We start from the raw sequence: 26,014 nt of genomic DNA, 5'->3' as shown, positions 1-26,014 counted from the left end.
TAAATAAAAGCAGAAATGCCTTATCTATTCTGCCTTAAAATCAGGTGAGTAGAAAAAAGAAAGAAATATGAAAAGGCGAAGACAAATTTTCTTGTCTTCGCTTCTTGTATTTGTGTTTCAACGTATTGATTAAAACTAGATAAAAGGGTTACAATAGTGAATATTATCCTACTTGAACTTATTGCCTTTCATTATTATTTATTTGCCTTCCGTATTTTTCCCTTTACCCATGTGAAAAGAGAATAAAGTTAAAGTGTGGTGTCTGAATGAATTTGTCAATTGCAGCATTAGAAAACATGAAATTAAAAGAGTTATACGAGCTTGCGAAGGAATTTAAGATTTCGTATTACAGCAAGTTAACGAAAAAAGAGCTAATCTTCTCTATCTTAAAAGCTCGAGCAGAAAAAGAAGGTTTCTTTTTCATGGAAGGCGTATTAGAAATTATTCAATCAGAAGGATTTGGATTCTTACGTCCTATCAATTATTCTCCAAGCTCAGAAGATATTTATATCTCGGCTTCGCAAATTCGTCGTTTCGATTTACGTAATGGAGATAAGGTTTCTGGTAAAGTACGACCTCCGAAAGAAAATGAGCGCTATTTTGGATTGCTACAAGTTGAAGCTGTAAATGGAGATGATCCAGACTCAGCAAAAGAGCGTGTACATTTCCCTGCATTAACACCGTTATACCCAGATCGCCAAATGAAATTGGAGACGGAAACGAAAAAGTTACCGACACGCATCATGGATTTAATCGCACCAGTTGGATTTGGACAACGTGGTTTAATTGTTGCGCCTCCAAAGGCTGGTAAAACAAGTCTGTTAAAAGAAATTGCACACAGTGTCACAACAAATCATCCGGAAGCAGAATTAATTGTACTTTTAATTGATGAGCGTCCAGAGGAAGTAACAGATATTGAACGTTCTGTTAAAGGTGATGTTGTAAGTTCTACTTTTGATGAAGTGCCAGAGAATCATATTAAAGTAGCGGAGCTTGTATTAGAGCGTGCAATGCGTCTTGTAGAACATAAAAGGGACGTTGTCATTTTAATGGATAGTATTACCCGTTTAGCGCGTGCTTACAACCTTGTTATTCCGCCAAGTGGTAGAACCTTATCGGGTGGTATTGATCCTGCTGCTTTTCATAGACCGAAGCGTTTCTTTGGGGCTGCGCGTAATATCGAAGAGGGCGGTAGCCTAACGATTTTAGCAACAGCGCTTGTTGATACAGGGTCTCGTATGGATGATGTAATTTACGAGGAGTTTAAAGGAACTGGAAATATGGAACTTCACTTAGATCGCTCATTAGCTGAGCGCCGTATCTTCCCAGCGATTGATATTCGTCGCTCTGGTACGCGTAAAGAAGACCTATTAATTCCGAAAGAACATTTAGACAAGCTGTGGGGTATTCGTAAAACAATGCGTGATACACCAGACTTTGTTGAAGGCTTCTTACGTAAACTTCGTCAAACAAAGACAAATGAAGAATTTTTACAAAACATTGTTGCAGACTCAAAAAGGTATGTAACCACTAAGTAAAGGGAAAAGATGGGGACTCGCTTATTTCGTAGTAAGCGAGTTTTTTATGTTTTTAAGGGAATATTAGAGAGAGTAATATATGGAAAAATTTGTTTTTTGAGATGGAAATCATATTTGTATTGAGAGCTTGAAGTGTCCTGCGATTCTGAACGAGCCGCTTGCGCTTTTAATTGATATCCAGTTCCGGCGGCTAGAATCTCCGGCCATTTCGCTCTCTCGGTCGAAGCAAAAAGCGCTTCTTGGTCGAGAGCTTGAAGTGACCTGGATTCTGAACGAGCCGCTTGTGCTTTTAATTGATATCCAGTTCCGGCGGCTAGCTCTTCGTGTCTAAGAACCTCCGCTACTCAAGGTAAAAAGCACCTTTTGTGCGAGAGAACCTTAGCCAGTCAGAGCTGAGCGAGCCGCCTCCACTTTTAATTTTAAAAAGACAAAAACAGGTAGTTGCAAAATGGAGTTAGCCTTGTTATAATTTCATCATATGTGTTTCATCAATATAGTTGTGTAAGCAGCTGAAGATGAAAAACTCTGTTTCGAAAATGATTCAGGGCGGAAGGAGATGAAAAGAATGAAAGCAGGAATCCATCCAAATTACAATAAAGTTGTATTTATGGACACGAACACTGGCTTCAAATTCTTAAGCGGGTCTACAAAAGGCTCTAGCGAAACTGTTGAGTGGGAAGATGGTAACACTTATCCATTACTAAAAATTGAGATCAGTTCTGATTCTCACCCATTCTACACTGGACGTCAGAAGTTTGCTACTGCAGACGGACGTGTTGACCGCTTCAATAAGAAATACGGCATCAAGTAATAAAGAACATAAAACAGGCAAGTGTATGTATTCGCTTGTCTGTTTTTTTTGCGAAAATATTAAACCTTTACCCTACTTTGGATTAGGAAAGTAGATGAAAGGAGAGCTCAATGTACTTAATGAATCAAAATGGTTGGATTGAAGTGATTTGCGGGAGTATGTTTTCTGGGAAATCAGAAGAGCTCATCCGCCGTATACGCCGTACACAATTTGCGAAACAACATGCGATTGTATTTAAACCATGTATTGATAATCGTTATAGTGAAGAAGATGTTGTATCACATAATGGATTAAAGGTTAAAGCAGTTCCTGTTTCAGCTTCAAAAGATATATTTAACCATGTAACAGAAGAAATGGATGTTATTGCAATCGATGAGGTACAATTTTTTGATGGGGACATTGTGGAAGTGGTGCAAGTATTGGCAAATCGTGGCTATCGTGTCATTGTAGCTGGATTAGACCAAGATTTCCGTGGTCTACCATTTGGACAAGTTCCTCAGCTGATGGCGATTGCTGAACATGTAACTAAATTGCAGGCAGTTTGTTCTGAATGTGGATCTCCTGCAAGTCGTACGCAACGTTTAATCGATGGAGAACCAGCGGCATTTGATGATCCAATTATTTTAGTTGGGGCTTCAGAATCGTATGAACCACGTTGTCGTCATTGTCATGCAGTACCTACAAAACAAAGATAAGTGAAACTCGCTATGTAGAGCGGGTTTTTTTCGAAAATAGATGAAGATTGGTGGCAAGCTCTTCGTGTCTAAGAACCGCCGCTACTCAAGGTGAAAAGCACCTTTTGTGCGAGAGAACCTTAGCCAGTCAGAGCTGAGCGAGCCGCTTGCGCTTTTAAATATTATCTAGCTCCAGCGGCTAGAATGGTCGGTGGTTTCGCTTCTTCCTGCGAGGCAAAGAGCGCCTCTCTGTCAGAAGCTCCAACCTCCTCCCATTCTGAGCGAGCCGCTTGCGCTTTAAATATTATCTAGCTCCAGCGGCTAGAATCTCCGGCCATTTCACTCTCTCGCTCGAAGCAAAAAGCGCTTCAAGGTCGAGAGTTCCAAATAGCCTGCGATCCTGAGCAAGCCGCTTACGCTTTTAAATATAATTTGCGTTTTTTTGATTAAGTACCATATACTATTTGTATTAGATACTAGGATGTAGAGGTGAATGGTGTGTTAGATCGTTTGCAAGCTGTAGAAGATCGTTATGAGAAGTTGAATGAGTTGTTAAGTGACCCAGAGGTTATTAGCGATACAAATAAGCTTCGTGAGTATTCAAAAGAGCAATCTGATATTCAGGACACGGTAGAGGTGTACCGTGAGTATAAAGATGTTCGTGAGCAATTACGAGATGCAAAAGCAATGTTAGAAGATAAGTTAGACGCTGATATGCGTGATATGGTAAAAGAAGAGGTTTCTGAATTAGAAGGACAAGAGAAAACATTATCAGAACGTCTGAAAATTTTACTTGTTCCAAAAGACCCTAATGATGATAAAAACGTTATCGTTGAGGTTCGTGGCGCTGCTGGTGGTGACGAGGCAGCTTTATTTGCTGGTGATTTATATCGTATGTATAGCCGTTATGCTGAGGTGCAAGGTTGGAAAACTGAAATTATCGAAGCGAGCTATACAGAGTTAGGCGGATATAAAGAGATTATCTTTATGATTAACGGTAAAGGTGCTTTCGCGAAGCTGAAATTCGAGAATGGTGCTCACCGTGTACAACGTGTTCCTGAAACGGAATCTGGCGGACGTATTCATACATCTACAGCAACTGTAGCTGTACTACCAGAGGCAGAAGAAGTAGAAATTAATATTCATGAAAAAGATGTTCGTGTTGATACGTTTGCTTCTAGTGGTCCTGGTGGACAAAGCGTTAATACAACGATGTCAGCGGTACGTTTAACGCATTTACCGACTGGTGTAGTTGTATCTTGTCAGGATGAGAAATCACAAATTAAGAATAAAGAAAAAGCGATGAAAGTATTACGCGCACGTGTTTATGATAAATTTAGACAAGAAGCGCAAGCTGAGTATGATCAAAACCGTAAACAAGCTGTTGGTACGGGAGATCGTTCAGAGCGTATTCGTACGTATAACTTCCCGCAAAACCGTGTTACAGACCATCGAATCGGTTTAACGATTCAAAAGCTAGATCAAATCCTACAAGGTAAGTTAGATGATTTCATCAATGCCTTAGTGATGGAAGATCAGGCGCAAAAGATGGAGGCAGCTGAGTAATGCGTGTCTATGAAGCCCTGAAATGGGCTTCTTCTTTTTTACAGGAAAATGGACGAGATGAAAATGCGGGAGAAATTGTCCTTTGTCATGTATTAAAGACGAACAGAACCGGAATGCTCATGAATATGCGTGAAGAAATAACTGCGGAACAAGAGGAAAGTTTTGCAGAATTTATCCACAAGCATGTAGAAGGTATTCCGATCCAATATATGCTCGGTTATGAAATGTTTTATGGCCGATCATTCTTTGTAAATGAAGAGGTATTGATACCAAGACCGGAAACAGAGGAACTTATAGTTGGAGTACTAGAGAGAATTGAGCGCCATTTCGGTAATGAGGAGCTTCACATAGCGGATATTGGAACAGGTAGTGGAGCGATTTCTATTACGCTCGCTTTAGAAAATAAAAATCTTCATGTGTATACAGTAGATATCGCACAGGAGTCGATTGAAGTTGCAAAAGAAAATGCAAAAACTTTAGGGGCGGATGTAACATTCTATCACGGCGATTTACTGTCTCCGTTTTATGAAACAGGTCAGAAGTTAGATGTTGTTGTTTCCAATCCTCCGTACATACCAGAGGAAGATTGGCGTGGTCTTTCTACTGTTGTGAAGGAGCATGAGCCGAAGCGTGCGCTTGTTGGTGGGGAAGATGGACTAGATTTCTATCGTCGTTTTATGGAGGAATTGCCGAATGTATTACAGAACAAGGCGATTGTGGCGTTTGAAATTGGTGTAGGGCAAGGTGAAGATGTGAAAGCATTATTACAGCAAACTTTCCCGCGCGCTCAAGTTGAAGTTGTATTTGATATTAATGGAAAAGATCGCATGGTATTTGCAGAGATGGAGTAAGGCATAAGCCTTACTCTATTTTTTGTATGAAAAATTCGCAACTACTCAGCCATACATTTTATTTAGAATTTTGGTAAGGGGAATTATTTCAGCGAAAATACGCACCTTATTACCTATACATAGCCAGTTCCTCTCGCCAATTAAAAAAATGCTTTTCTATCGGTTTTTTATATAGATTTTGAATTTAATAGTTTAGAAAGATGAAAGTCTGTCCACACTGTTTCTAGAGGGGACGGTGGAGGAAATGAAAAAACAAGTTATTGCTTACTTTCTTTTATTATTAATTGGTGCACAGTTACTTGTGCAGTTTGGATATATGAAAGCTGATGCAAAAGGGCCTACTGTTATTCCGAAAGAGGCCGTTCGATTACGTATTTTAGCTAATAGTGATTCCGATAAAGATCAGGCGTTAAAGCGTAAAGTACGCGATGAAGTAAAAGCGCAAATTGATGGATGGGTAGCGGATTTAACGTCATTTGAAGAAGCTCGAAAAGTAATTCAAAATCATATTCCTGAAATTGAAAAGACAGTGGCAAATACACTGAAAAGAGAAGGAAGTAAAGAGGCGTTTCAAGTGAAATTCGGTAAGAATGTGAAGTTTCCTACAAAGGTATATGGGAATTTTATTTATCCGGCAGGAGAATATGAAGCGGTACTTATTACAATTGGAAAAGGTGAAGGTGCAAACTGGTGGTGTGTATTATTTCCACCGATGTGTTTCTTAGATTTTTCAAGTGGTACAGCTGTAAGGAAAGAAGAACATGTTGTGAAAGCTGAATCTCCTGAAGAGGAGCAAGTGAGACAATTAGATGAGGAAGTAGTGGATGTACCGGAGAAGAAAGAGGATAAGGTGAAAGAAAAGAAAGTAGTAAAGCCGGAAAAAGCTGAAAAAGTAACAGCACAGGAAAAGAAAGTAGTAAAACACGAAACACAAGTAGAAGAACAGCCTGTAAAAAAAGTAGAAACAAAAACTGTGGAAAAAGTGGAGAAACCTGTGGAGCAAAAACAAGAAAAGCAAAATGAGTATGTAACAGTAGAAGAGGAAGAGAAACCAGAGGTTAAATTATTTATCGTCGAAGCTTTTACATCTTTATTCTCTAAATAGTGCTATTAATAAATCCTTCCTCATATATATCAATGAGGAGGGATTTATTATGAAGAACGTGTATTTTGCTACGAAAGCAGATGTAGAAAGATTACATTCTTTTTTCGGACAAGCTAATAAAAAAGATGATAAAATAAATGAGTTGTACGCACAATTTATGATCTTGGAAGAGGCGGGAGAAATACGAGCGGTAATTGGATATGAACAAAGTGGAGAAAATGCACTTATCCGTTCTTGTTTATTCACACCCAATGTGGATAAACAGACTTTCTTATATTTTTTCGAGATGTTTTTGCAGTATATGAAAGAAAAAGATATTCGACAATTGTACTTACTCACAAATCATCCACAATCTGTGACCATCTTTCAGTTTTTTAACTTTGTCATTATAGAGAAAGAGGAAGTGCCAGAGGAAATTCGACAGTTAGAACACTTTTGTAAAAATATAAAAGAGCTAAATGCAATAATACTAAATTGTCAGCTATTCACAAAGTTATCCACGGATTAACAAGGTTTATCCACATTTTGTGGATAAACCTTGTTTGTCTTTTGGATAAATCTCATAGTAAACTAAAAATAGACAAGTATTTCATGGTAGAAAAGGACGTGGGAAAAAATGCATACAAATATGTGGGTTGTGGATAATGTTGTGGAAAGAAAAAAATATTATCCACAATTAAAAGAAGCAGCGAGATTATTAAGAGAAAATGAAGCGGTGGCCTTCCCAACGGAAACGGTATATGGGTTAGGAGCAAACGCAATGGATGATGAAGCGATAGCGAAAATTTTTGAAGCGAAAGGGAGACCGAGCGATAATCCACTGATTGTCCACATAGGAACAAAATCTCAGTTAGATGGTATCGTAAGAGAAATTCCGCCGGTTGCAGAAAAGTTAATGGAGCATTTTTGGCCAGGACCATTAACAATCATTTTACCGAGAAAAAAAGGGATTTCAGAGAGGGTTACGGCAGGACTTAATACAGTCGGAGTGAGGATGCCGGATCATCCAGTAGCGCTCGCCCTTATTGAAGAGGCAAACGTGCCTGTTGCGGCACCGAGTGCGAATCGTTCAGGACGCCCAAGTCCAACGTTAGCTTCTCATGTGTATGAAGATTTAAATGGGAAAATTGCTGGTATTGTTGATGGCGGGGCAACAGGAGTAGGCGTTGAATCAACTGTAATTGATTGTACGAGCGAGGTTCCGACGATTTTACGTCCAGGTGGGATTACGAAGGAGCAATTAGAGGCCGTGATAGGAAATGTTTCTTTAGATCCAGCTTTAAAGGATGAGAAAGAAAAACCAAAATCACCTGGAATGAAATATACACATTATGCACCGAAAGCGCCACTTAGTATTGTTGAAGGGTCCCGTGAGTTTATTCAACGTATGGTGGATGAGAAAAAGAAAGAAGGATTTAAAGTAGGTGTATTAACGACAGAAGAGTATCAGCATGTGTATAGTGCAGATGTTGTATTGTCTTGTGGTGTGCGAAGCGATTTAGCCAGCGTTGCGACTAAGTTATATGATGTGCTTAGAACGTTTGATGCAAGTGAAGTAGATGTTATTTTTAGTGAATCATTCCCGAATGAAGGCATAGGAAATGCAATTATGAATCGTTTAACAAAAGCTGCGGGACATCAGATTATTATTGAATGATAATGTACCTTTAGCAAACAGAATATTTCTCCTCGGATAAGCATATTGTGAAGTAGCACGTCCGAGGGGGGATATGAATGACACTTGAACAATTAATACCTTTAATAATTATGGCATTTGCCCTGGGGATGGATGCATTTTCAGTGAGCCTCGGTATGGGGATGGTAACATTAAAGTTAAGACAAATCCTTTATATAGGTATGACGATTGGGATATTTCATATTATTATGCCATTTATCGGAATGGTACTAGGACGTTTTCTATCAGAGAGGTATGGGGATGTCGCAAATTTTGCAGGAGCTATTTTATTAATTGGGCTAGGGTTCTATATCGTATATTCGTCTATTTTAGAAGGGGAAGAGACTAGAACTGCTCCAATTGGAATTAGTTTATTTGTATTTGCATTTGGTGTCAGTATAGATAGTTTTTCAGTAGGTCTTAGTCTTGGAATTTACGGAGCAGAGACAATTATTACGATATTATTGTTCGGACTAATAAGTATGCTACTGGCTTGGATGGGTTTATTGCTTGGTAGCCATGCCAAAAATATACTTGGCACATACGGTGAAATAGTAGGTGGTATTATTCTTGTTGGGTTTGGATTGTATCTCCTTTTTCCTATATAATTTTATGTAGGAGGGAATTATGAACAAGCTATTGGAATGGTATGTTAAGCTTTTAACCTTCTTTCCTCGATGGCTAAGAAGACTTATAATATTGGGTGTTATTTTGCAAATTTCGATGTTAGGTTGGATTAAGTTAATTCGTGAATGGTGAGATAGTTCCTTTCTGTGCATAGTTTCGTTTGTACTATATTGATCACACTAAAAAATTACAAATATAGAAAGGATGAGATGAATGACGAGATTAAAGCAAGTTTTTGGTATTATTATTAGTTTTTTTGTTTTTTGGTTCAGTATGCTCGGTGTACAAATGTTTGCTGAGTTTTTAGATATTGAGTCATTGAAGTTTGTTGCAGGAAAATCGGAGGCGGCGCGTACTTTTTATTCTCCGTATCCGTTTTTAATTGTTTTCCTTATTACGTTACTTTCCTTATATTTCTTTGTAATAAAGCTTAGTAGATCTAAAAAAGAGAAATTCCCGTCATTAGAGGAGAAGAACGAAGAATTACGATAAAAAATTCCCCGCTTTCAGCGGGGGTTATGTTTAGATGATGGAAGTGAACGGGCCCCTTGCGCTTTTAGGGGATATATCCAGTTCCAGTGGCCAGCTAAGAACCTTCCCCACGAGAAGATAAAAAGCATCTTCTGTGAGGAAGGTTCTTAGCCACCGGGCCTGGGCAGTCGGTTCCGCTTTTAAATGTATCCAGCTCCAGCGGCTAGAATGGTCGGTGGCTTCGCGCCTTCCTGCGAGGCAAAAAGCGCCTCTACGTCAGGAGCTCCATCCCCCTCTCATTCTGAACGAGCCGCTTCCGCCTTTAGGGTGTGATATCCAGTTCCGGCGACTAGCTCTTCGCATCTAAGAACCTTCCGCCCGAAAGGCAAAAAGCGCCTTTAGGACGAAAGAACCTTAGCTGGTCAGAGCTGAACGAGTCGCCTCCACTTTTAGATAGGCCTCACTAATTCAAATTGTTCTCCTAGTTTTGCGTAGTTGTGTCCTGCTAGGCGGCTTATTGGTTTTAGTTCTTCGGCGTGAATTCGACCGTTTTCGTATAAGTGTTCAGCGACGTGAAAGCGAACGACGCGGCCGATTAGTAGGTCACAAGCTGGCGAGTCTTCGGTTCCGCCGAGTGGGATAGCGCGTTCTAATATGCACTCCATTCGAATGTTTGCTTCTTTAACCCCTGGTACTGAAATGACATCACTGTCAATCGGTGTTAGTTTTGCTAATTCGATTTCACTTTCATTAGGAGGTAGGTTCGCTGCTGTTTCGTTGATCGCTTCTACGTAAGATTCATCAGAAATATGTACGACAAATTCCCCTTTTTCTATTGCGTTTCTGGAAGTGTCTTTCGGTTTTCCTTCTTTGCGTTGTACTGAAACTGAGATAAGTGGTGGATTGGCAGCGACGATATTGAAATAACTATATGGCGCACCGTTCAATACGCCATCTTTAGTTACAGAAGTAACGAATGCAACAGGACGTGGAATGATACTTCCTGTTAGTAATTTGTAATTATCTTTTTCGGTTTGTTCGTTTGGATTAATGGATAACATGTTGTAATCCCCTTTCTAAATATGAATACTTATTGTTCCTTTACAAGATATCAATGGGAATCTCCTGCTGAAAATAATATTTTTTTGATGATGTAAAAAAAAGAGATTACCTCGATTGTACTGAAGTAATCTCTTTTTTGGTAAATATCTTGAAATAGAGATAAATATTAAAGTAAAACGTAAGCGCCAGGTCCAATTAAAGCTACACCGATAGCGACAGCGATTAACATTAAATTATATTCGAATCCGTTTTGTGTTACCCAGTAACCATTTTTTCCGTGAACTGTGAAAATTGCTACTAACATTGTTCCTACGATAAATAAAGAACCAACTACAGTGAAAATACCTGCTGCGAATAAGAAACCACCTAATAGTTCAGTTGCGCCAGCCATAAATGCCATAAATACACCAGGACGTAAGCCAATTGACTCCATCCAGCCGCCAGTTCCCTTTAAGCCGTAACCGCCGAACCAACCAAATAATTTTTGAGCACCATGACCCATGAATGTAATTCCTATAATAAGACGAATAATAAGAAGACCGATATCCATCATTTTAAAAAACCTCCTAAAAGTTATTAACTTACCTTATGTAAGTAATAATAAAATAGTTACTTACTTTAGTCAAGTAGATTTTAACGAAAATTTGAAAGGAATTTTACAAATTAACAACAAAAAATAAAATGTAGTAAAGACCTCTAGACAAGTAAGTGAAAAAAAGAGAAAATATAAGTAGAAGTTAACTTCTCATTGTTATTCAGACAATCAGAATTGACTGGAATTTTGTGAAGCGCTACAATAAGAGTCTAGTAGTAATGACATGATTTATTTCGAAAGAGTTTTTACAGTATAACATTCGAAGTATGAAGTCTTACGTGTATTTCGATCTTGAATAGAGATTGCCCTATAAACTTTTAGGTAAATTATAAGGAGGACTATCCTATGTTTAAAAAATTATTCGGTTTTGGTTCAAAAACAAATGAAGAAACAATCGTAGCTCCATTAACTGGAGCAGTGAAAAATATTGAAGAAGTACCAGATCCAGTATTCGCTGGTCGTATGATGGGTGACGGTGTTGCGATCGATCCTACTGAAGGTGTAGTTGTATCTCCAGTTGATGGTGAAATCGTACAATTATTCCACACGAAACATGCTATTGGAATTAAAGCGAAAAACGGTACAGAAATTTTAATCCACGTTGGATTAGAAACTGTAAAAATGGAAGGTGAAGGTTTCGAAGCTCACGTTTCTGAAGGACAAGCTGTAAAAGCTGGAGATAAATTAATCTCATTCGACTTAGAATTAATTCGTGAAAAAGCGAAAAGCACAATTACTCCAATCGTTATTACAAACACAGATGCAGCTGAGTCTATTAAGACAACTGTAGGTGTAACAGCTACAAAAGGTTCAACAGAAGTAATGAAAGTTACAATGAAATAATTATTTGATAGAAGGAATCCGTTTCATATGAAATGGATTCCTTATTTTGTTTCGTAGTGTGTTCATTATGTATGGTAAAATACTTTGGGCACTTGGAAATAGGGTTTCATATATGTGGATAAGGCGCATTTTTCTTAGAAAAAATATAAGAGAAATGCGCCTTTCGTATATTCACATTCCTTTTGTTCTATTCTAATGTACGCTATGATAAAGTGAAACTTTAATGAGTGGAGGGTGTTCATCCCCCGCTGATTATTAGCCTTCACCAATCGGGATAAATGTAGGAAACAGAAAAAAAGGGGTGGGTTTAGATGAAACGGGTGTTATTTGTTTGCACTGGAAATACATGCCGTAGTCCGATGGCTGAGGCTTTGCTTCGTCATTATGGAGAAGGTAAATTTGAAGTGCAATCTGCTGGTGTTTTCGCCTATCCTGGAAGCGATGTGTCGATACATGCAAAGGAAGCTTTAGCTGAAAAAGGAATTGTAATCGATCATGCCGCGCAGCAGGTAAACGATACTTTGGTTGATTGGGCGGATATTGTAGTAACAATGACGGAAAACCATAAGCAAATTGTACTTGGGTATTATCCGAGCGTGGAAAAGAAATTGGATACATTATATGGATTAACTGAGGGTGTAAGTAAGGATATTTCAGATCCATTTGGCGGATCGCTTTCTATTTATAAAGAAACGTTAGAAGAGATGGAAAAACTTGTACAAACTTTACTGAAAAAACATTCAGAAGGTTGATGTTTCGTGTATAATACGATATTGGAGATCACTTTGTTCCATTAAGGTAGCGAGTGTGAAATGAAGATAATTGATTGAAACTTCGGAGGGGTAAAAATGAAAGTAGTAGTAGCATCTGATCACGGCGGTATGAATATCCGTAAAGAACTTGTAAGTTTATTAGAAGAGTTAAATATTGAATATATTGATTTAGGTTGTGAATGTGAAGCTGGTTCTGTTGATTACCCTGATTTTGCGTTTCCAGCAGCAGAAATGGTCGCGAATGGTGAAGTGGATCGTGGTATTTTAGTTTGCGGGACAGGCATTGGCATGTCAATCGCAGCAAACAAAGTAAATGGTATTCGTTGTGCATTAGTTCATGATACTTTCAGTGCGAAAGCGACGAGAGAGCATAATGACACTAACATGTTAGCGATGGGCGAGCGTGTAATTGGAGCTGGTCTAGCGCGTGATATCGCGAAAATTTGGCTAACAACTGACTATGAAGGTGGCCGTCACGAAAACCGCGTAGGAAAAATTAAAACGTACGAAACAAAGTAATAGATTCTAACTATAAGTAGTATGAAATATAATTTGGTGAACCAACCTGTGAAAGGAAGAGGCGTAATGACAGAAATCGTAAAGGTAAGAGAACAGCTACAAATGTCGCTTTCTGATTTCCAAGAACAAGCCACGCTGCAAAATGGTCAAATTTTTGTAGTGGGGTGTAGCACGAGCGAAGTGCTAGGTGAAAGAATTGGAACATCAGGAACGATGGAAGTGGCAGAGGCGATTTTTTCTGAATTAAAACAATTTCAAGAGAGAACAGGTATTGAATTGGCGTTTCAATGTTGTGAGCATTTAAATCGTGCTTTAGTAGTTGAGAGAGATGTAGCGATGAAATATCAATTTGAAATTGTAACAGTTACGCCTGTTAGATCAGCAGGTGGTGCATTAGCGACGTATGCGTATCACAATTTTAAAGATCCGGTAGTAATTGAGTTTATTAAAGCAGATGCAGGAATGGATATCGGCGATACATTTATCGGTATGCATTTAAAGCATGTAGCTGTACCGGTTCGTACAAGTGTGAAGGAAATAGGAAGTGCGCATGTAACGATGGCGAAAACACGTGGGAAACTAATAGGTGGAGCGCGTGCTGTTTATGCGGCAAACGAAGAAGCTATTCCTTGCCGTTAAACATGAAAAATTATAAAGTCTTATAACAGCTTTATATCGAAAGGTAAAAGGTATGTAGTCTGACCTTATAATAGAAGAAAGAAAAGACCAATTTTGGTCTTTTTTTTTCTTTTATGATATAGAAAGTCATGTTAGAATGTAGTTGAAAACATGAAGGTTCGAAAGAATTACAACCTGAATTTTCGTTTTTTCTGAATAAATGAGAAAAAACTATTGGGAATTGATGTAATTCGTTCAGAAAAGGGGGATTTTGGTGAATCATTTAAAACGTCAAGATGAAAAGGTATTTGCTGCAATTGAGGCAGAACTAGGAAGACAGCGTTCAAAGATTGAGCTAATTGCTTCGGAAAACTTCGTAAGTGAAGCGGTAATGGAGGCGCAAGGTTCTGTTTTAACGAATAAGTATGCTGAAGGATATCCTGGAAAACGTTACTATGGTGGTTGTGAACACGTAGACGTAGTAGAAGATATCGCACGTGATCGCGCGAAAGAAATTTTTGGCGCAGAGCATGTAAATGTTCAACCACATTCTGGTGCACAAGCGAACATGGCAGTATACTTTACGATTTTAGAGCAAGGCGATACAGTACTTGGTATGAATTTATCTCATGGTGGTCACTTAACACACGGAAGCCCTGTTAACTTCAGTGGAGTACAATATAATTTCGTAGAATATGGCGTGGATGCTGAATCTCACCGTATTAATTACGATGATGTATTAGCAAAAGCGAAAGAACATAAACCAAAATTAATCGTTGCAGGTGCAAGTGCATATCCTCGTGTTATCGATTTCAAACGATTCCGTGAGATTGCAGATGAAGTGGGTGCATACTTTATGGTTGATATGGCACATATCGCTGGTTTAGTAGCTGCTGGTTTACATCCAAACCCAGTACCACATGCACATTTCGTTACAACGACAACACATAAAACATTACGTGGTCCACGTGGTGGTATGATTTTATGTGAAGAGCAATTTGCAAAACAAATTGATAAATCAATCTTCCCTGGTATTCAAGGTGGCCCACTTATGCACGTAATTGCTGCAAAAGCTGTTGCATTTGGTGAGACACTACAAGATGAGTTTAAAACATATGCACAACATATCATTAATAATTCGAACCGCTTAGCTGAAGGTCTTCAAAAAGAAGGACTTACACTTGTTTCTGGTGGAACAGACAATCATTTAATCTTGATTGATGTTCGTAACTTAGAAATTACAGGTAAAGTAGCAGAGCACGTATTAGATGAAGTTGGTATTACAGTGAACAAAAATACAATTCCATTTGAAACAGCAAGCCCATTTGTAACAAGCGGCGTACGTATCGGTACAGCAGCTGTAACATCTCGTGGTTTCGGTTTAGAAGAAATGGATGAAATTGCGGCACTTATTGCTTATACATTAAAAAATCATGAGAATGAAGTTGCATTAGAAGAAGCAAGTAAGCGTGTAGAAGCGTTAACGAGCAAATTCCCAATGTATACAGATCTATAATAGATTGAAAAAGACTGCTGAAACGTAATTGTTTTGGCAGTCTTTTTTGTGGACATATATTATTTTTAAAGTATGTATACAAATGATGAATAAATTTTGGCGATATAATGAAGGATACAGCTCCCATAATTGGTAAAGATACTAGATAGATTCATCGCAAAATCATGATTTTGCCAAATTTGCCCTTGAATATTAGTAGCGTTTTCTTTACAATCGTAAATAGTGTAAAGAAGCGTGTAAACGCATGAATATCATCTAAAGGAGAGATTCACATGGGAAAACTGTATGTATTTGATCACCCTTTAATTCAACATAAGATTACATATATTCGCGATAAGAATACAGGTACGAAAGATTTTCGTGAATTAGTGGACGAAGTAGCAAGCTTAATGGCTTTCGAGATTACTCGTGACCTTCCACTTGAAGACATTGAAATTGAAACGCCTGTAAGCAAAGCGACAACAAAAGTGATCGCTGGTAAAAAACTTGGTTTAATTCCGATTTTACGTGCAGGTTTAGGAATGGTTGATGGAATTCTGAAATTAATTCCAGCAGCAAAAGTAGGACACGTTGGTTTATACCGTGACCCTGAAACATTGCAACCGGTAGAATACTATGTGAAACTTCCAACGGATGTAGAAGAGCGTGACTTTATCGTACTAGATCCGATGCTAGCAACAGGTGGTTCTGCGGCTGAAGCAATTAATTCTCTGAAAAAGCGCGGTGCAAAGCAAATTAAATTAATGTGTATCGTAGCTGCTCCAGAAGGAGTAAAAGTAGTGCAGGAAGAGCATCCTGATGTTGATATTTATGTAGCGGCATTAGATGAGAAGTTAAATGACCATGGTTATGTAGTTCCAGGTCTTGGTGATGCTGGTGACCGTTTATTCGGAACGAAGTAAGACAACAGACGAGAGGGGGATTCCCCGCTCGTTTTTTTTTCGCCCTCAGCGCACGGGGGAGGGGGAGATAAATATACAGGGTATATACAACATAAGTTATATACACATCACATATAATATAGAAGTCTTACGTCTCGGGGACACTATATTATGGAAGAAAAGCGCTATATCTTAAAAATATAATAGTGACAAACTTGTGAACATTTTCTTCTATTATAAAGAGAAAACTGTTAGAAATTGCATATCTCTAACCAGTATTTAGAAGGGGAACGTTTTCATTTTTGGGAGGAAATGCCTAATACTCAAATTTTTTGATTTTTTACGATTTCTCGTTGACACTGTTAATACCCTATTGTATGCTAACAACGGGGATAGATGGTAGGGCTTTCAGTGACAAAAATGCATCTATTCCGTGACGAAAATGTAAACTTTTTATTTTGTATAGAATTTATGCAGAAAAATGAGTTATTATTAACACATCGTGAATGAGGGTTACATATTGGAGGGATGAATCCTTGCAAAAAAACGATCGCAGCCATATAAAAGCGTATGCTTTAATGTCAGGAATACTTGCTCAGTTAGTTGGTTCTATTCTTATCGGAATCTTTGGTGGGCAATGGATTGATAATAAGGTTGGAACGTTTCCGTTGTTTCTTATTATAGGGTTATTACTCGGGTTAGGAACAGGGGTATACGCAATGATTCGACTCATTCAACATTACTATTCGGGAGAGCAATGATGATAGACGTACATGGACTTGTCCAAAGACAAAAGAAATATATGTACTACTTGCTTGCGCTTCTAGTGCTAGGATGGGGAATTACCTCTTACAAGGATGTATTTCTTGGGCTGATTATCGGAACGATTTTCAGTTTTCTTAGTTTGCGCATCATTGCACGTAGAACAGACAAGCTATTAGATCGCGTAACAAATGGAGAAAACGTGAAGTTTAAGGCGACAGCGGTAAGTACATATTCAAGATTCGCCACGATTGGGTTATTAATTTTATTTGCAGCCAAATATCAAGAGTTAATTGCGATGTGGGGCTTAGGTGTAGGATTGCTGACAGGATACCTTGTCATGATCATAGATTTTCTTTATTTAGAGTATACGAGCAGGGAAGAGAGGTGAATTACTAGTGGAACACGGTAAATTAGTTGAATTTCTAGGTTTAACGTTCGATTTGTCATCAGTTATGATGGTTACTGTAGCAGCAGTTATTGTTTTCTTAATCGCTGTTATCGGAACTCGCAGCTTAGCGCTTCGCCCAACCGGGATGCAAAACTTCATGGAATGGGTGTTTGACTTCGTGAAAGGGATTATCAATAGTACGATGGATTGGAAAACAGGTGGACGTTTCTTAACGCTTGGCGTTACGCTTATCATGTTTATCATCGTATCGAACTTCCTTGGTTTACCATTCATGTATTCAACAGTTGAGGCTGGCGAACATATTGCATGGTGGAGATCACCAACGTCTGATCCAGCAGTTGCATTAACATTAGCCGTGATGGTAGTTACCCTCACCCATTATTATGGAATTAAGATGAAGGGTACGAAAGAATATGTTAAAGGTTATTTCCAACCTATGAAATTCTTATTCCCATTAAAGGTTATTGAGGAGTTTGCTAACACATTAACGTTAGGTCTTCGTTTATTTGGTAACATTTACGCAGGTGAAATCTTATTAGGATTACTTGCTAAGTTAGGCGGGGCATCATTCTTAGGAGCATTAGGTGCACTTGTACCGATGTTAGCATGGATGGGATTCAGCGTATTCGTTGGTTCAATCCAGTCATTTATTTTCGTAATGTTAACGATGGTTTATATGGCTCATAAAGTAAGCCATGACCATTAATATAATTTAAGTAAGAAAAAATTTATTTTTTTATAATACAAAGGAGGACAAATTAAATGAGTTTAGGTGTAATCGCAGCTGCAATTGCAATTGGTTTATCAGCATTAGGTGCAGGTATTGGTAACGGTCTTATCGTATCACGTACAATCGAAGGTGTTGCTCGTCAACCAGAATTAAAAGGCGCACTTCAAACAATTATGTTCATCGGGGTTGCATTAGTTGAGGCACTTCCAATTATCGGTGTAGTTATTGCTTTCATCGTAATGAACAAATAAGGGAGACTCCCCTTACATAGATGGCGAAGAGTGTTTTTCCGAACTTTCTTCGCCATTGCTTTATGAACGAAACGTATGTCTTTTTTTTTCATATGATCAATTTAGATATTTTGAAGGGAGTGAATCCTTGTGCCAACTTTATTATTAGGGGCTTCCATTCCATTTGGAACGATTGCTTATACATTGTTCATTTTCTTACTTCTATTAGTAATGCTACGCAAATTCGCGTGGGGTCCTTTAATGGGAATTATGAAAGAACGTGAAGAGCATGTTACTAATGAAATCGACGCTGCAGAAAGAAGTAATGCTGAAGCGAAGAAATTAGTAGAAGAACAACGTGAAATGTTAAAACAATCGCGTGTTGAAGCACAAGAGTTAATCGAAAGAGCGAAGAAACAAGCTGTAGATCAAAAGGATGTTATTGTTGCTGCTGCGAAAGAAGAAGCAGAATCAATTAAAACATCTGCTGTACAAGAAATTCAACGCGAAAAAGAGCAAGCGATTGCTGCTTTACAAGAACAAGTTGCTTCTTTATCTGTTCATATTGCTTCTAAAGTAATTGAAAAAGAATTAAAAGAAGAAGATCAAGTGAAGTTAATTCGCGATTATATTAAAGAAGTAGGAGAAGCGCGATGAGCAATGGGATTGTAGCAAAACGTTATGCTGTCGCTCTTTTCAAAATTGCAAAAGAAAAACACGTATTAGAAATGTTTGAAGAGGAATTACGCCTTGTACAAAACGTTTTTACAAAGAACGGAGAACTACATAGCTTTTTAACGCAACCGAACATTTCAAAAGAGCAGAAGAAAACGTTTCTTGCAAACGTATTCGCATCTGTTTCTGAATCTATTTTAAATACGTTATATATTTTAATTGATAACAAGCGTATTGATATCCTACCTGAAATTGCAAATGAATATGTTGTTCTTGCTAATGAAGAACGTAACGTAGCGGATGCAACTGTATATTCTATTCGTCTTCTATCGGAAGAAGAAAAACTTAACATTGCAGAAGCATTTGCAAAAAAAACAGGAAAAGATGCAATTCGCGTGAAAAATGTTGTGGATGAAGATTTACTAGGCGGCATTAAAGTACGTATTGGAAATCGCATTTACGACGGAAGCTTACAAGGAAAATTAGCACGTATTCAGCGTGAATTAATGAAGAATAGATAGGGGTGAAGCACATGAGCATCAGAGCTGAAGAAATTAGCGCACTGATAAAGCAACAAATCGAGAACTATCAGTCTGAAATCGAAGTTAGTGATGTTGGTACAGTTATCCAAGTTGGTGACGGTATTGCGCGTGCTCATGGTCTTGATAACGTTATGGCTGGTGAACTTGTAGAGTTCTCTAATGGCGTTATGGGACTAGCACAAAACTTAGAGGAAAACAACGTAGGTATCATTATTTTAGGACCTTACACAGAAATCCGTGAAGGTGACGAAGTTCGTCGTACTGGTCGCATCATGCAAGTACCAGTAGGAAAAGAACTAATCGGTCGTGTTGTAAACCCATTAGGTCAACCAGTTGATGGTTTAGGCCCAATCAATACAACAAACACTCGTCCAATCGAAAGTCCAGCACCAGGTGTAATGGATCGTAAATCTGTTCATGAACCACTTCAAACAGGTATTAAAGCGATCGATGCTCTTGTACCAATTGGCCGTGGTCAACGTGAGTTAATCATCGGTGACCGCCAAACAGGTAAAACAGCAGTTGCACTTGATACGATCATTAACCAAAAAGATGAAGATATGATTTGTATCTATGTAGCTATCGGACAAAAAGAATCAACAGTACGTAACGTAGTAGAAACACTACGTAAGCACGGTGCATTAGATTACACAATCGTTGTAACTGCATCGGCTTCTCAACCAGCTCCATTATTATACCTAGCTCCTTACGCTGGTGTAACAATGGGTGAAGAGTTCATGTACAATGGTAAACACGTATTAGTAGTATATGATGACTTATCAAAACAAGCAGCGGCTTACCGTGAGCTTTCATTACTATTACGTCGTCCTCCAGGTCGTGAAGCATATCCAGGGGATGTATTCTACTTACATTCTCGCTTATTAGAGCGTGCAGCAAAATTAAGTGATGCAAGAGGCGGCGGTTCTTTAACTGCACTACCTTTCATCGAAACACAAGCAGGGGACGTATCAGCTTACATCCCAACAAACGTAATTTCTATTACGGATGGACAAATCTTCTTACAATCTGACCTATTCTTCTCTGGCGTACGTCCAGCAATCGATGCGGGTACTTCTGTATCTCGTGTAGGTGGATCAGCTCAGATTAAAGCGATGAGTAAAGTATCAGGTACACTTCGTCTTGACCTTGCATCTTATCGTGAGTTAGAAGCGTTCGCTCAGTTCGGTTCTGACCTTGATAAAGCAACACAAGCGAAATTAAACCGTGGTGCTCGTACAGTTGAGGTATTAAAACAAGGATTACACAAACCGTTACGTGTAGAGAAACAAGTTATCATTCTTTACGCTTTAACACGTGGATTCCTAGATGATATCCCAGTAGTAGATATCACTCGTTTCGAAGAAGAATTCCATGCTTGGTTAGATTCAAATGCAACTGACTTATTAAGCGAAATTCGCACAACTAAGAAACTTGCGGATGACGACAAATTTGCAGCAGCAATTAACGGATTTAAAAAAGTATTCGTAGCTTCTGAATAATAAATAAAAGCGGAAGCGGCTCGTTCTGAATGTGAGGGGGATGGAGCTTCTGACGAAGAGGCGGTCTTTGCCTCGTAGGAAGAAGTGAAGTCACCGAGCATTCAAGCCGCTGGAGCTAGATAATATAAAGGCATCTCAAACTTTGAGATTGCTGACGGTTATGTAAAGGAAAAGAGTAGGTGCACCTATTCTTTTCCTTCAATCATGAGCAAGAATATCTTGCAACGTAGATTAGGAAGAGGATTCTTACTAATCGTGCCAACTTCCGGAAAAAAGGTGGTGAAAACCTGTGGCATCTTTACGCGATATAAAAGCGAAGATTAACTCGACAAAGAAAACGAGTCAAATTACGAAAGCGATGGAGATGGTATCTGCATCTAAGTTAAACCGTGCAGAACAAAATGCTAAATCTTTCGTTCCGTATATGGAAAAGATTCAAGAAGTAGTAGCGAGCATTGCGCAAGGAAGTAAAGGGATTAATCATCCAATGCTAAATGCGCGTCCTGTAAAGCGTACAGGGTACATCGTTATTACATCTGATCGCGGACTAGCAGGTGGTTATAACAGTAACGTATTACGTACAGTAAGTAACGTAATTCGTGAACGTCATAATATGGATTCAAACCAATATTCAATTATTGTGCTTGGACGACTAGGACGTGATTATTTAAAACGTCGCGGCTTTAACATTATTGATGAAGTAGTTGGATTATCTGACCACCCATCATTTACTGATATTAAAGATATTGCTTCTCGAGCAATTGCGATGTTCGCAGATGGTGCTTATGATGAGCTGTATATTTACTACAATCATTATGTAAGTAAAATTTCACAAGAAGTAACGGAAAATAAAATTTTACCGCTTACGGATGTGGCGTCTGATAAACCGACGACAGCTTATGAATTCGAACCTTCTGAAGAAGAAATTTTAAAAGTATTATTGCCACAATACGCAGAAAGCTTAGTGTACGGTGCATTACTAGACGGTAAAGCAAGTGAGCACGCGGCGCGTATGACAGCAATGAAGAGTGCTACAGACAACGCAATGGAAGTTATCGATTCACTTACACTTTCATTCAACCGTGCGCGTCAAGCAGCGATTACGCAAGAAATTACGGAAATCGTTGGTGGAGTAGCAGCGTTAGAATAGTATTAAAAAGCGTAGGTGGCTTGCTCAGAAGGGGAGGGCATTGGAACTCCTGACAAAGAGGCGTTCTTTGCCTCGTAGGAAGGGGTGAAATGACCGACCCTTCTAGCCACCGGAACTAGATTCAATAAAAAGCGGAAGCGGTTCGTCCAGAACAGGAGAGTCGCGTAAGCTATAAACTAATAAAAATTAAAAGCCGACTTCTCTTAGAAAGCTGGCTAATTAAAAGAAAGCTAGGAGGGAACCCGATGAATAAAGGGCGCGTTACGCAAATCATGGGTCCGGTTGTAGACGTTAAGTTTGATGGCGGAAAGCTACCAGAAATCTACAACGCCCTTACGGTAAAACAAAGCAACGAAAACGGAGCAAGCATTAACTTAACATTTGAAGTTGCACTTCATTTAGGTGATGACACAGTTCGTACAGTTGCAATGTCTTCCACAGATGGACTTGTTCGTGGCACAGAAGTAGAAGATACTGGTAAAGCAATCTCTGTACCAGTTGGTGATGTAACACTTGGTCGTGTATTTAACGTATTAGGTGATGCAATTGACTTAGATGGTGATGTTCCTGCGGATGTACGTCGTGATCCAATTCACCGTCAAGCGCCTGCATTCGAAGAGTTATCTACTAAAGTAGAAATTCTTGAAACTGGTATTAAAGTAGTAGACTTACTTGCTCCTTACATTAAGGGTGGTAAGATCGGTCTATTCGGTGGTGCCGGTGTAGGTAAAACAGTATTAATTCAGGAATTAATTAACAACATCGCACAAGAGCACGGTGGTATCTCTGTATTCGCTGGTGTAGGTGAGCGTACTCGTGAAGGTAACGACTTATACCACGAAATGAGCGATTCTGGCGTAATTAAGAAAACTGCGATGGTATTCGGACAAATGAACGAGCCACCTGGAGCACGTCAACGTGTTGCATTAACAGGTTTAACAATGGCTGAACATTTCCGTGATGAGCAAGGACAAGACGTACTATTGTTCATCGATAACATCTTCCGTTTCACGCAAGCGGGTTCTGAAGTATCTGCCCTTCTTGGTCGTATGCCATCTGCGGTAGGTTACCAGCCAACACTTGCAACAGAAATGGGTCAATTACAAGAGCGTATTACATCTACAAATAAAGGATCTATCACGTCTATCCAAGCGGTATACGTACCAGCCGATGACTATACGGATCCAGCACCAGCTACAACGTTCGCTCACTTAGATGCAACAACAAACTTAGAGCGTCGTTTAACACAAATGGGTATTTACCCAGCCGTAGATCCATTAGCATCTACATCTCGTGCGCTTTCTCCAGAAATCGTAGGAGAAGAGCATTATGGAGTAGCTCGTCAAGTACAGCAAACTTTACAGCGTTATAAAGAGCTTCAAGATATCATCGCTATCTTAGGTATGGATGAGTTATCTGAAGAAGATAAGTTAGTTGTACATCGTGCTCGTCGTATTCAATTCTTCTTATCACAAAACTTCCACGTAGCTGAACAGTTTACAGGTCAAAAAGGTTCTTACGTACCTGTAAAAAATACAGTTAGTGGTTTCAAAGAAATTCTAGAAGGAAAATATGATGACCTTCCAGAAGATGCGTTCCGTCTTGTTGGTAGCATTGAAGAAGTTATTGAAAACGCGAAGAAAATGATGGCGTAAGGCCTTAGGAGGGACGAATTATGAAGACATTTCCAGTCAGTATTGTAACTCCTGATGGACCGGTTTACGAAAAAGAAGTAGAAATGGTAAGCGTAAAAGCAGAGAGTGGGGAAATGGGGATCTTACCAGGTCACATTCCAACTGTTGCACCTTTAAAAATTAGTGCGGTCCGTCTGAAAAATGGTGGGCACACTGATTATGTAGCAGTAAGCGGTGGCTTTATCGAAGTTCGTCCAGATAAAGTAACTGTGTTATCATCATCTGCTGAAGAAGCAAACCATATCGATATCCATCGTGCAAATGAATCGAAACGTCGCGCTGAGCAACGTATGCAAGATAAACAAGCGCATGTTGACTTTAGACGTGCAGAAATGGCTTTGCAGCGTGCTGTGAACCGTTTAAACGTTTCAGATATGAAGTAAAAAAATCCGTAAGGGCTCTTGCCTTTACGGATTTTTTGTTATGGATATAAATAAAAAGGGGAAAAAATGCCTCTCTTTAGGTAGGAGAGAGCATTTAGCCGTCAGAGCCTTTTTTTGCCCGATGCCAAGTGAAAATCAAGAAATAAAAAGAACTGCAGGTTCGTTTTTTGTTATGCATAGATGTGTTTTATTTAAATGTCGAAACTGAAACTCAATTTAATAGATAGAATAAACTTACAAAATTGGTATAATTATATTGTTGTTTGTATAAGTAGAAAATATATAACAATTTATATTTCATAAAGGAGATGAACAAATGATCGGTGAAATGAAACGAGAAGCATTGTACTCTTTAAAGGGAAAATGGGGACTAGGTGTTGGATCAACGATTTTACATATTATTTTAAGTTATGTTGTTTCAATGGCTGCAATGCTTATACTTTTAATTCCAGGAATTATTATATTTTTCTTAGTTGTTGGTTTAGCGGGTTCAATTGAAGAGGAAGCGATATCAGTCGGGGCAGGTATTACATTTGGAATTTTTTATTGCATAATAATCATTTTGAGTAATGCATCTTATGGTATTACATCATACGGTTATACGAATGTGTTGCTACAAATTAGTAAACGAGAAGATGCTAGAGTAGATTATTTATTTGAAGGATTTCGTGGCTTTAAAAGAATGATGAAAACAATGTGGGCTATGCTTGCGATTTTGTTATATACAGGTACGTGGATTCCGATGTTGTTACTAGGTGTATTCGCGTTTTTTGGTGAGGAAGGGAATGTATCGTTAACAATTGCTTTCTTTGTACTATTAGCTATTTCGATTGTTGTAATGATTGTGATGTATTTTTCTTATGCGATGACGTATTATGTTATAGTTGAAAATCCAGATTATAGCGTTTCACAGGCGATGAAAGAAAGTAAGAACTTTATGAAGGGGCATAAACTAGATTTATTTCTTTTATGGCTTAGCTTCATAGGATGGGCTATTTTAGCAATTCTTACTCTTGGAATAGGATTTCTTTGGCTTAGTCCATATGTAGGTACAACGACAGCACATTTTTATCGCTATATTGCAAAAGGTGAATTGCAGTAGGAACATGCTATACTAATAGAATTATTACGTATTGGAGGCTAATTATGATTAGTGATTTAAAAGGAGAAGCACTAGATTCACTAGAAGGAAAATGGGGCTTAGCTGTTGGGGCAACATTACTTATTTCGATTCTTATTTCAGCTTTTAGTTTTAGTGTTGATTTCATTTTCTCTCAGGTTTGGGATTGGAAAGAAGTAGATAACTCACTTTCAGTAGATGTTATTACAATATTGATGGTAGGTCCATTAACGCTAGGTGGTTATTGTTTAGCACTATATATAATTCGTGAAAAAGAAGCGCGTATTGGGCATATATTCAGATGGTTTACGGAAGGAAGTAAGTTTATAAAGTCATTTTTATTATATATAGTAGTAAACATTTATATTTTCTTATGGTGCTTACTATTTATTATTCCGGGCATTATTAAATCATTTTCTTATGCGATGACGTATTTTATTATAAATGATCATCCTGAGTATTCAATAAATCAAGCTATTACAGAAAGTCGTCGTATGATGGCTGGACATAAGATGGAGTATTTCATTTTATGTTTAAGTTTTATTGGTTGGTTTATATTAAGTTGTATTACATTAGGGATTGGATTTTTATGGTTGATTCCATATTTTTATACAACGACAGCAGCTTTTTACGAAGAGATTGCAGAAGAATATTACGAAAAAAGAATTCCGACACTTTAAAAAACACCCAGT

At 38.5% G+C, this 26,014-nt stretch carries 32 protein-coding genes; 30 read left to right on the top strand and 2 right to left on the bottom strand.

Going from position 1 to position 26,014, the window contains the following annotated elements; all coding sequences use genetic code 11:
• The first annotated feature begins 266 nt into the window (after nt 1–266).
• The 11 genes from rho to LCF45_RS26160 all read left to right on the top strand — a co-directional run bounded on the left by rho (nt 267) and on the right by LCF45_RS26160 (nt 9,339).
• Nucleotides 267–1,538 carry a transcription termination factor Rho gene (gene rho / locus LCF45_RS26210; RefSeq protein WP_002016308.1) on the top strand — a complete coding sequence of 424 codons (1,272 nt, stop codon included), beginning with the start codon at nt 267–269 and terminating at the stop codon, nt 1,536–1,538.
• Between the two features lie 565 nt (nt 1,539–2,103).
• Nucleotides 2,104–2,349: a type B 50S ribosomal protein L31 gene (locus LCF45_RS26205; protein WP_000643447.1), complete on the top strand. Its 246-nt coding sequence runs from the start codon at nt 2,104–2,106 to the stop codon at nt 2,347–2,349.
• Nucleotides 2,350–2,459: 110 nt separating this feature from the next.
• A complete protein-coding gene (locus tag LCF45_RS26200) occupies nt 2,460–3,044 on the top strand; it encodes a thymidine kinase (RefSeq protein ID WP_002016305.1) in 585 nt (194 codons plus the stop codon).
• A 477-nt stretch (nt 3,045–3,521) separates the two neighbouring features.
• The gene (gene prfA, locus LCF45_RS26195) at nt 3,522–4,589 is read left to right on the top strand and encodes a peptide chain release factor 1 (protein ID WP_002113060.1); all 1,068 of its coding nucleotides are present in this window, start codon (nt 3,522–3,524) and stop codon (nt 4,587–4,589) included.
• Nucleotides 4,589–5,440: a peptide chain release factor N(5)-glutamine methyltransferase gene (gene prmC, locus LCF45_RS26190; RefSeq protein WP_002034895.1), complete on the top strand. Its 852-nt coding sequence runs from the start codon at nt 4,589–4,591 to the stop codon at nt 5,438–5,440. Before prfA ends, prmC begins: the two co-directional genes overlap by 1 nt.
• A 244-nt stretch (nt 5,441–5,684) precedes the next feature.
• Nucleotides 5,685–6,545: a stage II sporulation protein R gene (gene spoIIR / locus LCF45_RS26185; protein WP_002130069.1), complete on the top strand. Its 861-nt coding sequence runs from the start codon at nt 5,685–5,687 to the stop codon at nt 6,543–6,545.
• Nucleotides 6,546–6,594: 49 nt separating this feature from the next.
• Nucleotides 6,595–7,053, top strand: coding sequence for a GNAT family N-acetyltransferase (locus LCF45_RS26180; protein WP_002016300.1), 459 nt, complete (start codon nt 6,595–6,597; stop codon nt 7,051–7,053).
• A gap of 108 nt (nt 7,054–7,161) precedes the next feature.
• On the top strand, nt 7,162–8,202 hold the full coding sequence (locus LCF45_RS26175; protein WP_263894390.1) for an L-threonylcarbamoyladenylate synthase: 1,041 nt from the start codon (nt 7,162–7,164) through the stop codon (nt 8,200–8,202).
• A gap of 77 nt (nt 8,203–8,279) precedes the next feature.
• Nucleotides 8,280–8,828: a manganese efflux pump MntP gene (locus LCF45_RS26170; RefSeq protein ID WP_002016298.1), complete on the top strand. Its 549-nt coding sequence runs from the start codon at nt 8,280–8,282 to the stop codon at nt 8,826–8,828.
• Nucleotides 8,829–8,847: 19 nt separating this feature from the next.
• Nucleotides 8,848–8,979: a hypothetical protein gene (locus LCF45_RS26165; protein WP_002139014.1), complete on the top strand. Its 132-nt coding sequence runs from the start codon at nt 8,848–8,850 to the stop codon at nt 8,977–8,979.
• A gap of 81 nt (nt 8,980–9,060) precedes the next feature.
• Complete coding sequence (locus LCF45_RS26160) at nt 9,061–9,339, top strand: DUF3935 domain-containing protein (RefSeq protein WP_002016297.1); 279 nt, start codon at nt 9,061–9,063, stop codon at nt 9,337–9,339.
• Nucleotides 9,340–9,767: 428 nt separating this feature from the next.
• Here the strand turns inward: LCF45_RS26160 and LCF45_RS26155 are convergent, their stop codons facing one another.
• The gene (locus LCF45_RS26155) at nt 9,768–10,379 is read right to left on the bottom strand and encodes a flavin reductase family protein (RefSeq protein WP_002034901.1); all 612 of its coding nucleotides are present in this window, start codon (nt 10,377–10,379) and stop codon (nt 9,768–9,770) included.
• Nucleotides 10,380–10,546: 167 nt separating this feature from the next.
• Complete coding sequence (locus tag LCF45_RS26150; protein WP_002068579.1) at nt 10,547–10,933, bottom strand: DoxX family protein; 387 nt, start codon at nt 10,931–10,933, stop codon at nt 10,547–10,549.
• 387 nt (nt 10,934–11,320) lie between these two features.
• On the opposite strand from LCF45_RS26150, the gene LCF45_RS26145 reads away from it, so the two are divergent.
• The 19 genes from LCF45_RS26145 to LCF45_RS26055 all read left to right on the top strand — a co-directional run bounded on the left by LCF45_RS26145 (nt 11,321) and on the right by LCF45_RS26055 (nt 26,002).
• Nucleotides 11,321–11,818, top strand: a complete 498-nt coding sequence (locus LCF45_RS26145; RefSeq protein ID WP_002016294.1) for a PTS sugar transporter subunit IIA — start codon at nt 11,321–11,323, stop codon at nt 11,816–11,818.
• Nucleotides 11,819–12,129: 311 nt separating this feature from the next.
• Complete coding sequence (locus LCF45_RS26140; RefSeq protein ID WP_002130066.1) at nt 12,130–12,570, top strand: low molecular weight protein arginine phosphatase; 441 nt, start codon at nt 12,130–12,132, stop codon at nt 12,568–12,570.
• Between the two features lie 96 nt (nt 12,571–12,666).
• Nucleotides 12,667–13,110 (top strand): ribose 5-phosphate isomerase B, encoded by a 444-nt coding sequence (gene rpiB / locus LCF45_RS26135; RefSeq protein ID WP_000869917.1) that lies wholly within the window; start codon nt 12,667–12,669, stop codon nt 13,108–13,110.
• Nucleotides 13,111–13,176: 66 nt separating this feature from the next.
• Nucleotides 13,177–13,749, top strand: a complete 573-nt coding sequence (locus LCF45_RS26130; RefSeq protein WP_263894389.1) for a TIGR01440 family protein — start codon at nt 13,177–13,179, stop codon at nt 13,747–13,749.
• 253 nt (nt 13,750–14,002) lie between these two features.
• Nucleotides 14,003–15,244, top strand: a complete 1,242-nt coding sequence (gene glyA / locus LCF45_RS26125; protein ID WP_263894388.1) for a serine hydroxymethyltransferase — start codon at nt 14,003–14,005, stop codon at nt 15,242–15,244.
• Between the two features lie 272 nt (nt 15,245–15,516).
• Nucleotides 15,517–16,146 (top strand): uracil phosphoribosyltransferase, encoded by a 630-nt coding sequence (gene upp / locus LCF45_RS26120; protein ID WP_002034907.1) that lies wholly within the window; start codon nt 15,517–15,519, stop codon nt 16,144–16,146.
• A gap of 375 nt (nt 16,147–16,521) precedes the next feature.
• Nucleotides 16,522–16,635 (top strand): DUF4024 domain-containing protein, encoded by a 114-nt coding sequence (locus tag LCF45_RS26115; RefSeq protein WP_000232963.1) that lies wholly within the window; start codon nt 16,522–16,524, stop codon nt 16,633–16,635.
• A gap of 26 nt (nt 16,636–16,661) precedes the next feature.
• Nucleotides 16,662–16,886 carry an AtpZ/AtpI family protein gene (locus tag LCF45_RS26110; RefSeq protein WP_002089742.1) on the top strand — a complete coding sequence of 75 codons (225 nt, stop codon included), beginning with the start codon at nt 16,662–16,664 and terminating at the stop codon, nt 16,884–16,886.
• Complete coding sequence (locus LCF45_RS26105) at nt 16,886–17,278, top strand: ATP synthase subunit I (RefSeq protein WP_002016288.1); 393 nt, start codon at nt 16,886–16,888, stop codon at nt 17,276–17,278. Before LCF45_RS26110 ends, LCF45_RS26105 begins: the two co-directional genes overlap by 1 nt.
• 7 nt (nt 17,279–17,285) lie before the next feature.
• Nucleotides 17,286–18,005, top strand: coding sequence for a F0F1 ATP synthase subunit A (gene atpB / locus LCF45_RS26100; protein WP_000399874.1), 720 nt, complete (start codon nt 17,286–17,288; stop codon nt 18,003–18,005).
• Nucleotides 18,006–18,061: 56 nt separating this feature from the next.
• Nucleotides 18,062–18,280, top strand: a complete 219-nt coding sequence (gene atpE / locus LCF45_RS26095; protein WP_000052064.1) for a F0F1 ATP synthase subunit C — start codon at nt 18,062–18,064, stop codon at nt 18,278–18,280.
• 129 nt (nt 18,281–18,409) lie between these two features.
• Nucleotides 18,410–18,916, top strand: coding sequence for a F0F1 ATP synthase subunit B (gene atpF / locus LCF45_RS26090; protein WP_002016287.1), 507 nt, complete (start codon nt 18,410–18,412; stop codon nt 18,914–18,916).
• Complete coding sequence (gene atpH / locus LCF45_RS26085) at nt 18,913–19,455, top strand: F0F1 ATP synthase subunit delta (protein WP_002130060.1); 543 nt, start codon at nt 18,913–18,915, stop codon at nt 19,453–19,455. Before atpF ends, atpH begins: the two co-directional genes overlap by 4 nt.
• An 11-nt stretch (nt 19,456–19,466) precedes the next feature.
• Nucleotides 19,467–20,975 carry a F0F1 ATP synthase subunit alpha gene (gene atpA / locus LCF45_RS26080; protein WP_002016284.1) on the top strand — a complete coding sequence of 503 codons (1,509 nt, stop codon included), beginning with the start codon at nt 19,467–19,469 and terminating at the stop codon, nt 20,973–20,975.
• Nucleotides 20,976–21,264: 289 nt separating this feature from the next.
• Nucleotides 21,265–22,125: a F0F1 ATP synthase subunit gamma gene (gene atpG / locus LCF45_RS26075; RefSeq protein WP_002016283.1), complete on the top strand. Its 861-nt coding sequence runs from the start codon at nt 21,265–21,267 to the stop codon at nt 22,123–22,125.
• A gap of 245 nt (nt 22,126–22,370) precedes the next feature.
• Nucleotides 22,371–23,780, top strand: coding sequence for a F0F1 ATP synthase subunit beta (gene atpD, locus LCF45_RS26070; RefSeq protein WP_002016281.1), 1,410 nt, complete (start codon nt 22,371–22,373; stop codon nt 23,778–23,780).
• A gap of 20 nt (nt 23,781–23,800) precedes the next feature.
• Nucleotides 23,801–24,202 (top strand): F0F1 ATP synthase subunit epsilon, encoded by a 402-nt coding sequence (gene atpC, locus LCF45_RS26065; protein WP_002016279.1) that lies wholly within the window; start codon nt 23,801–23,803, stop codon nt 24,200–24,202.
• A 316-nt stretch (nt 24,203–24,518) separates the two neighbouring features.
• Nucleotides 24,519–25,304, top strand: coding sequence for a DUF975 family protein (locus tag LCF45_RS26060; RefSeq protein ID WP_263894381.1), 786 nt, complete (start codon nt 24,519–24,521; stop codon nt 25,302–25,304).
• Nucleotides 25,305–25,348: 44 nt separating this feature from the next.
• The gene (locus LCF45_RS26055; RefSeq protein ID WP_002016276.1) at nt 25,349–26,002 is read left to right on the top strand and encodes a DUF975 family protein; all 654 of its coding nucleotides are present in this window, start codon (nt 25,349–25,351) and stop codon (nt 26,000–26,002) included.
• The last annotated feature ends 12 nt before the right edge of the window (nt 26,003–26,014 follow it).

Source organism: Bacillus sp. 41-22 (assembly GCF_025809295.1).
Lineage (GTDB): Bacteria > Bacillota > Bacilli > Bacillales > Bacillaceae_G > Bacillus_A > Bacillus_A mycoides.
This window is presented reverse-complemented; position numbering and strand designations above follow the sequence as displayed.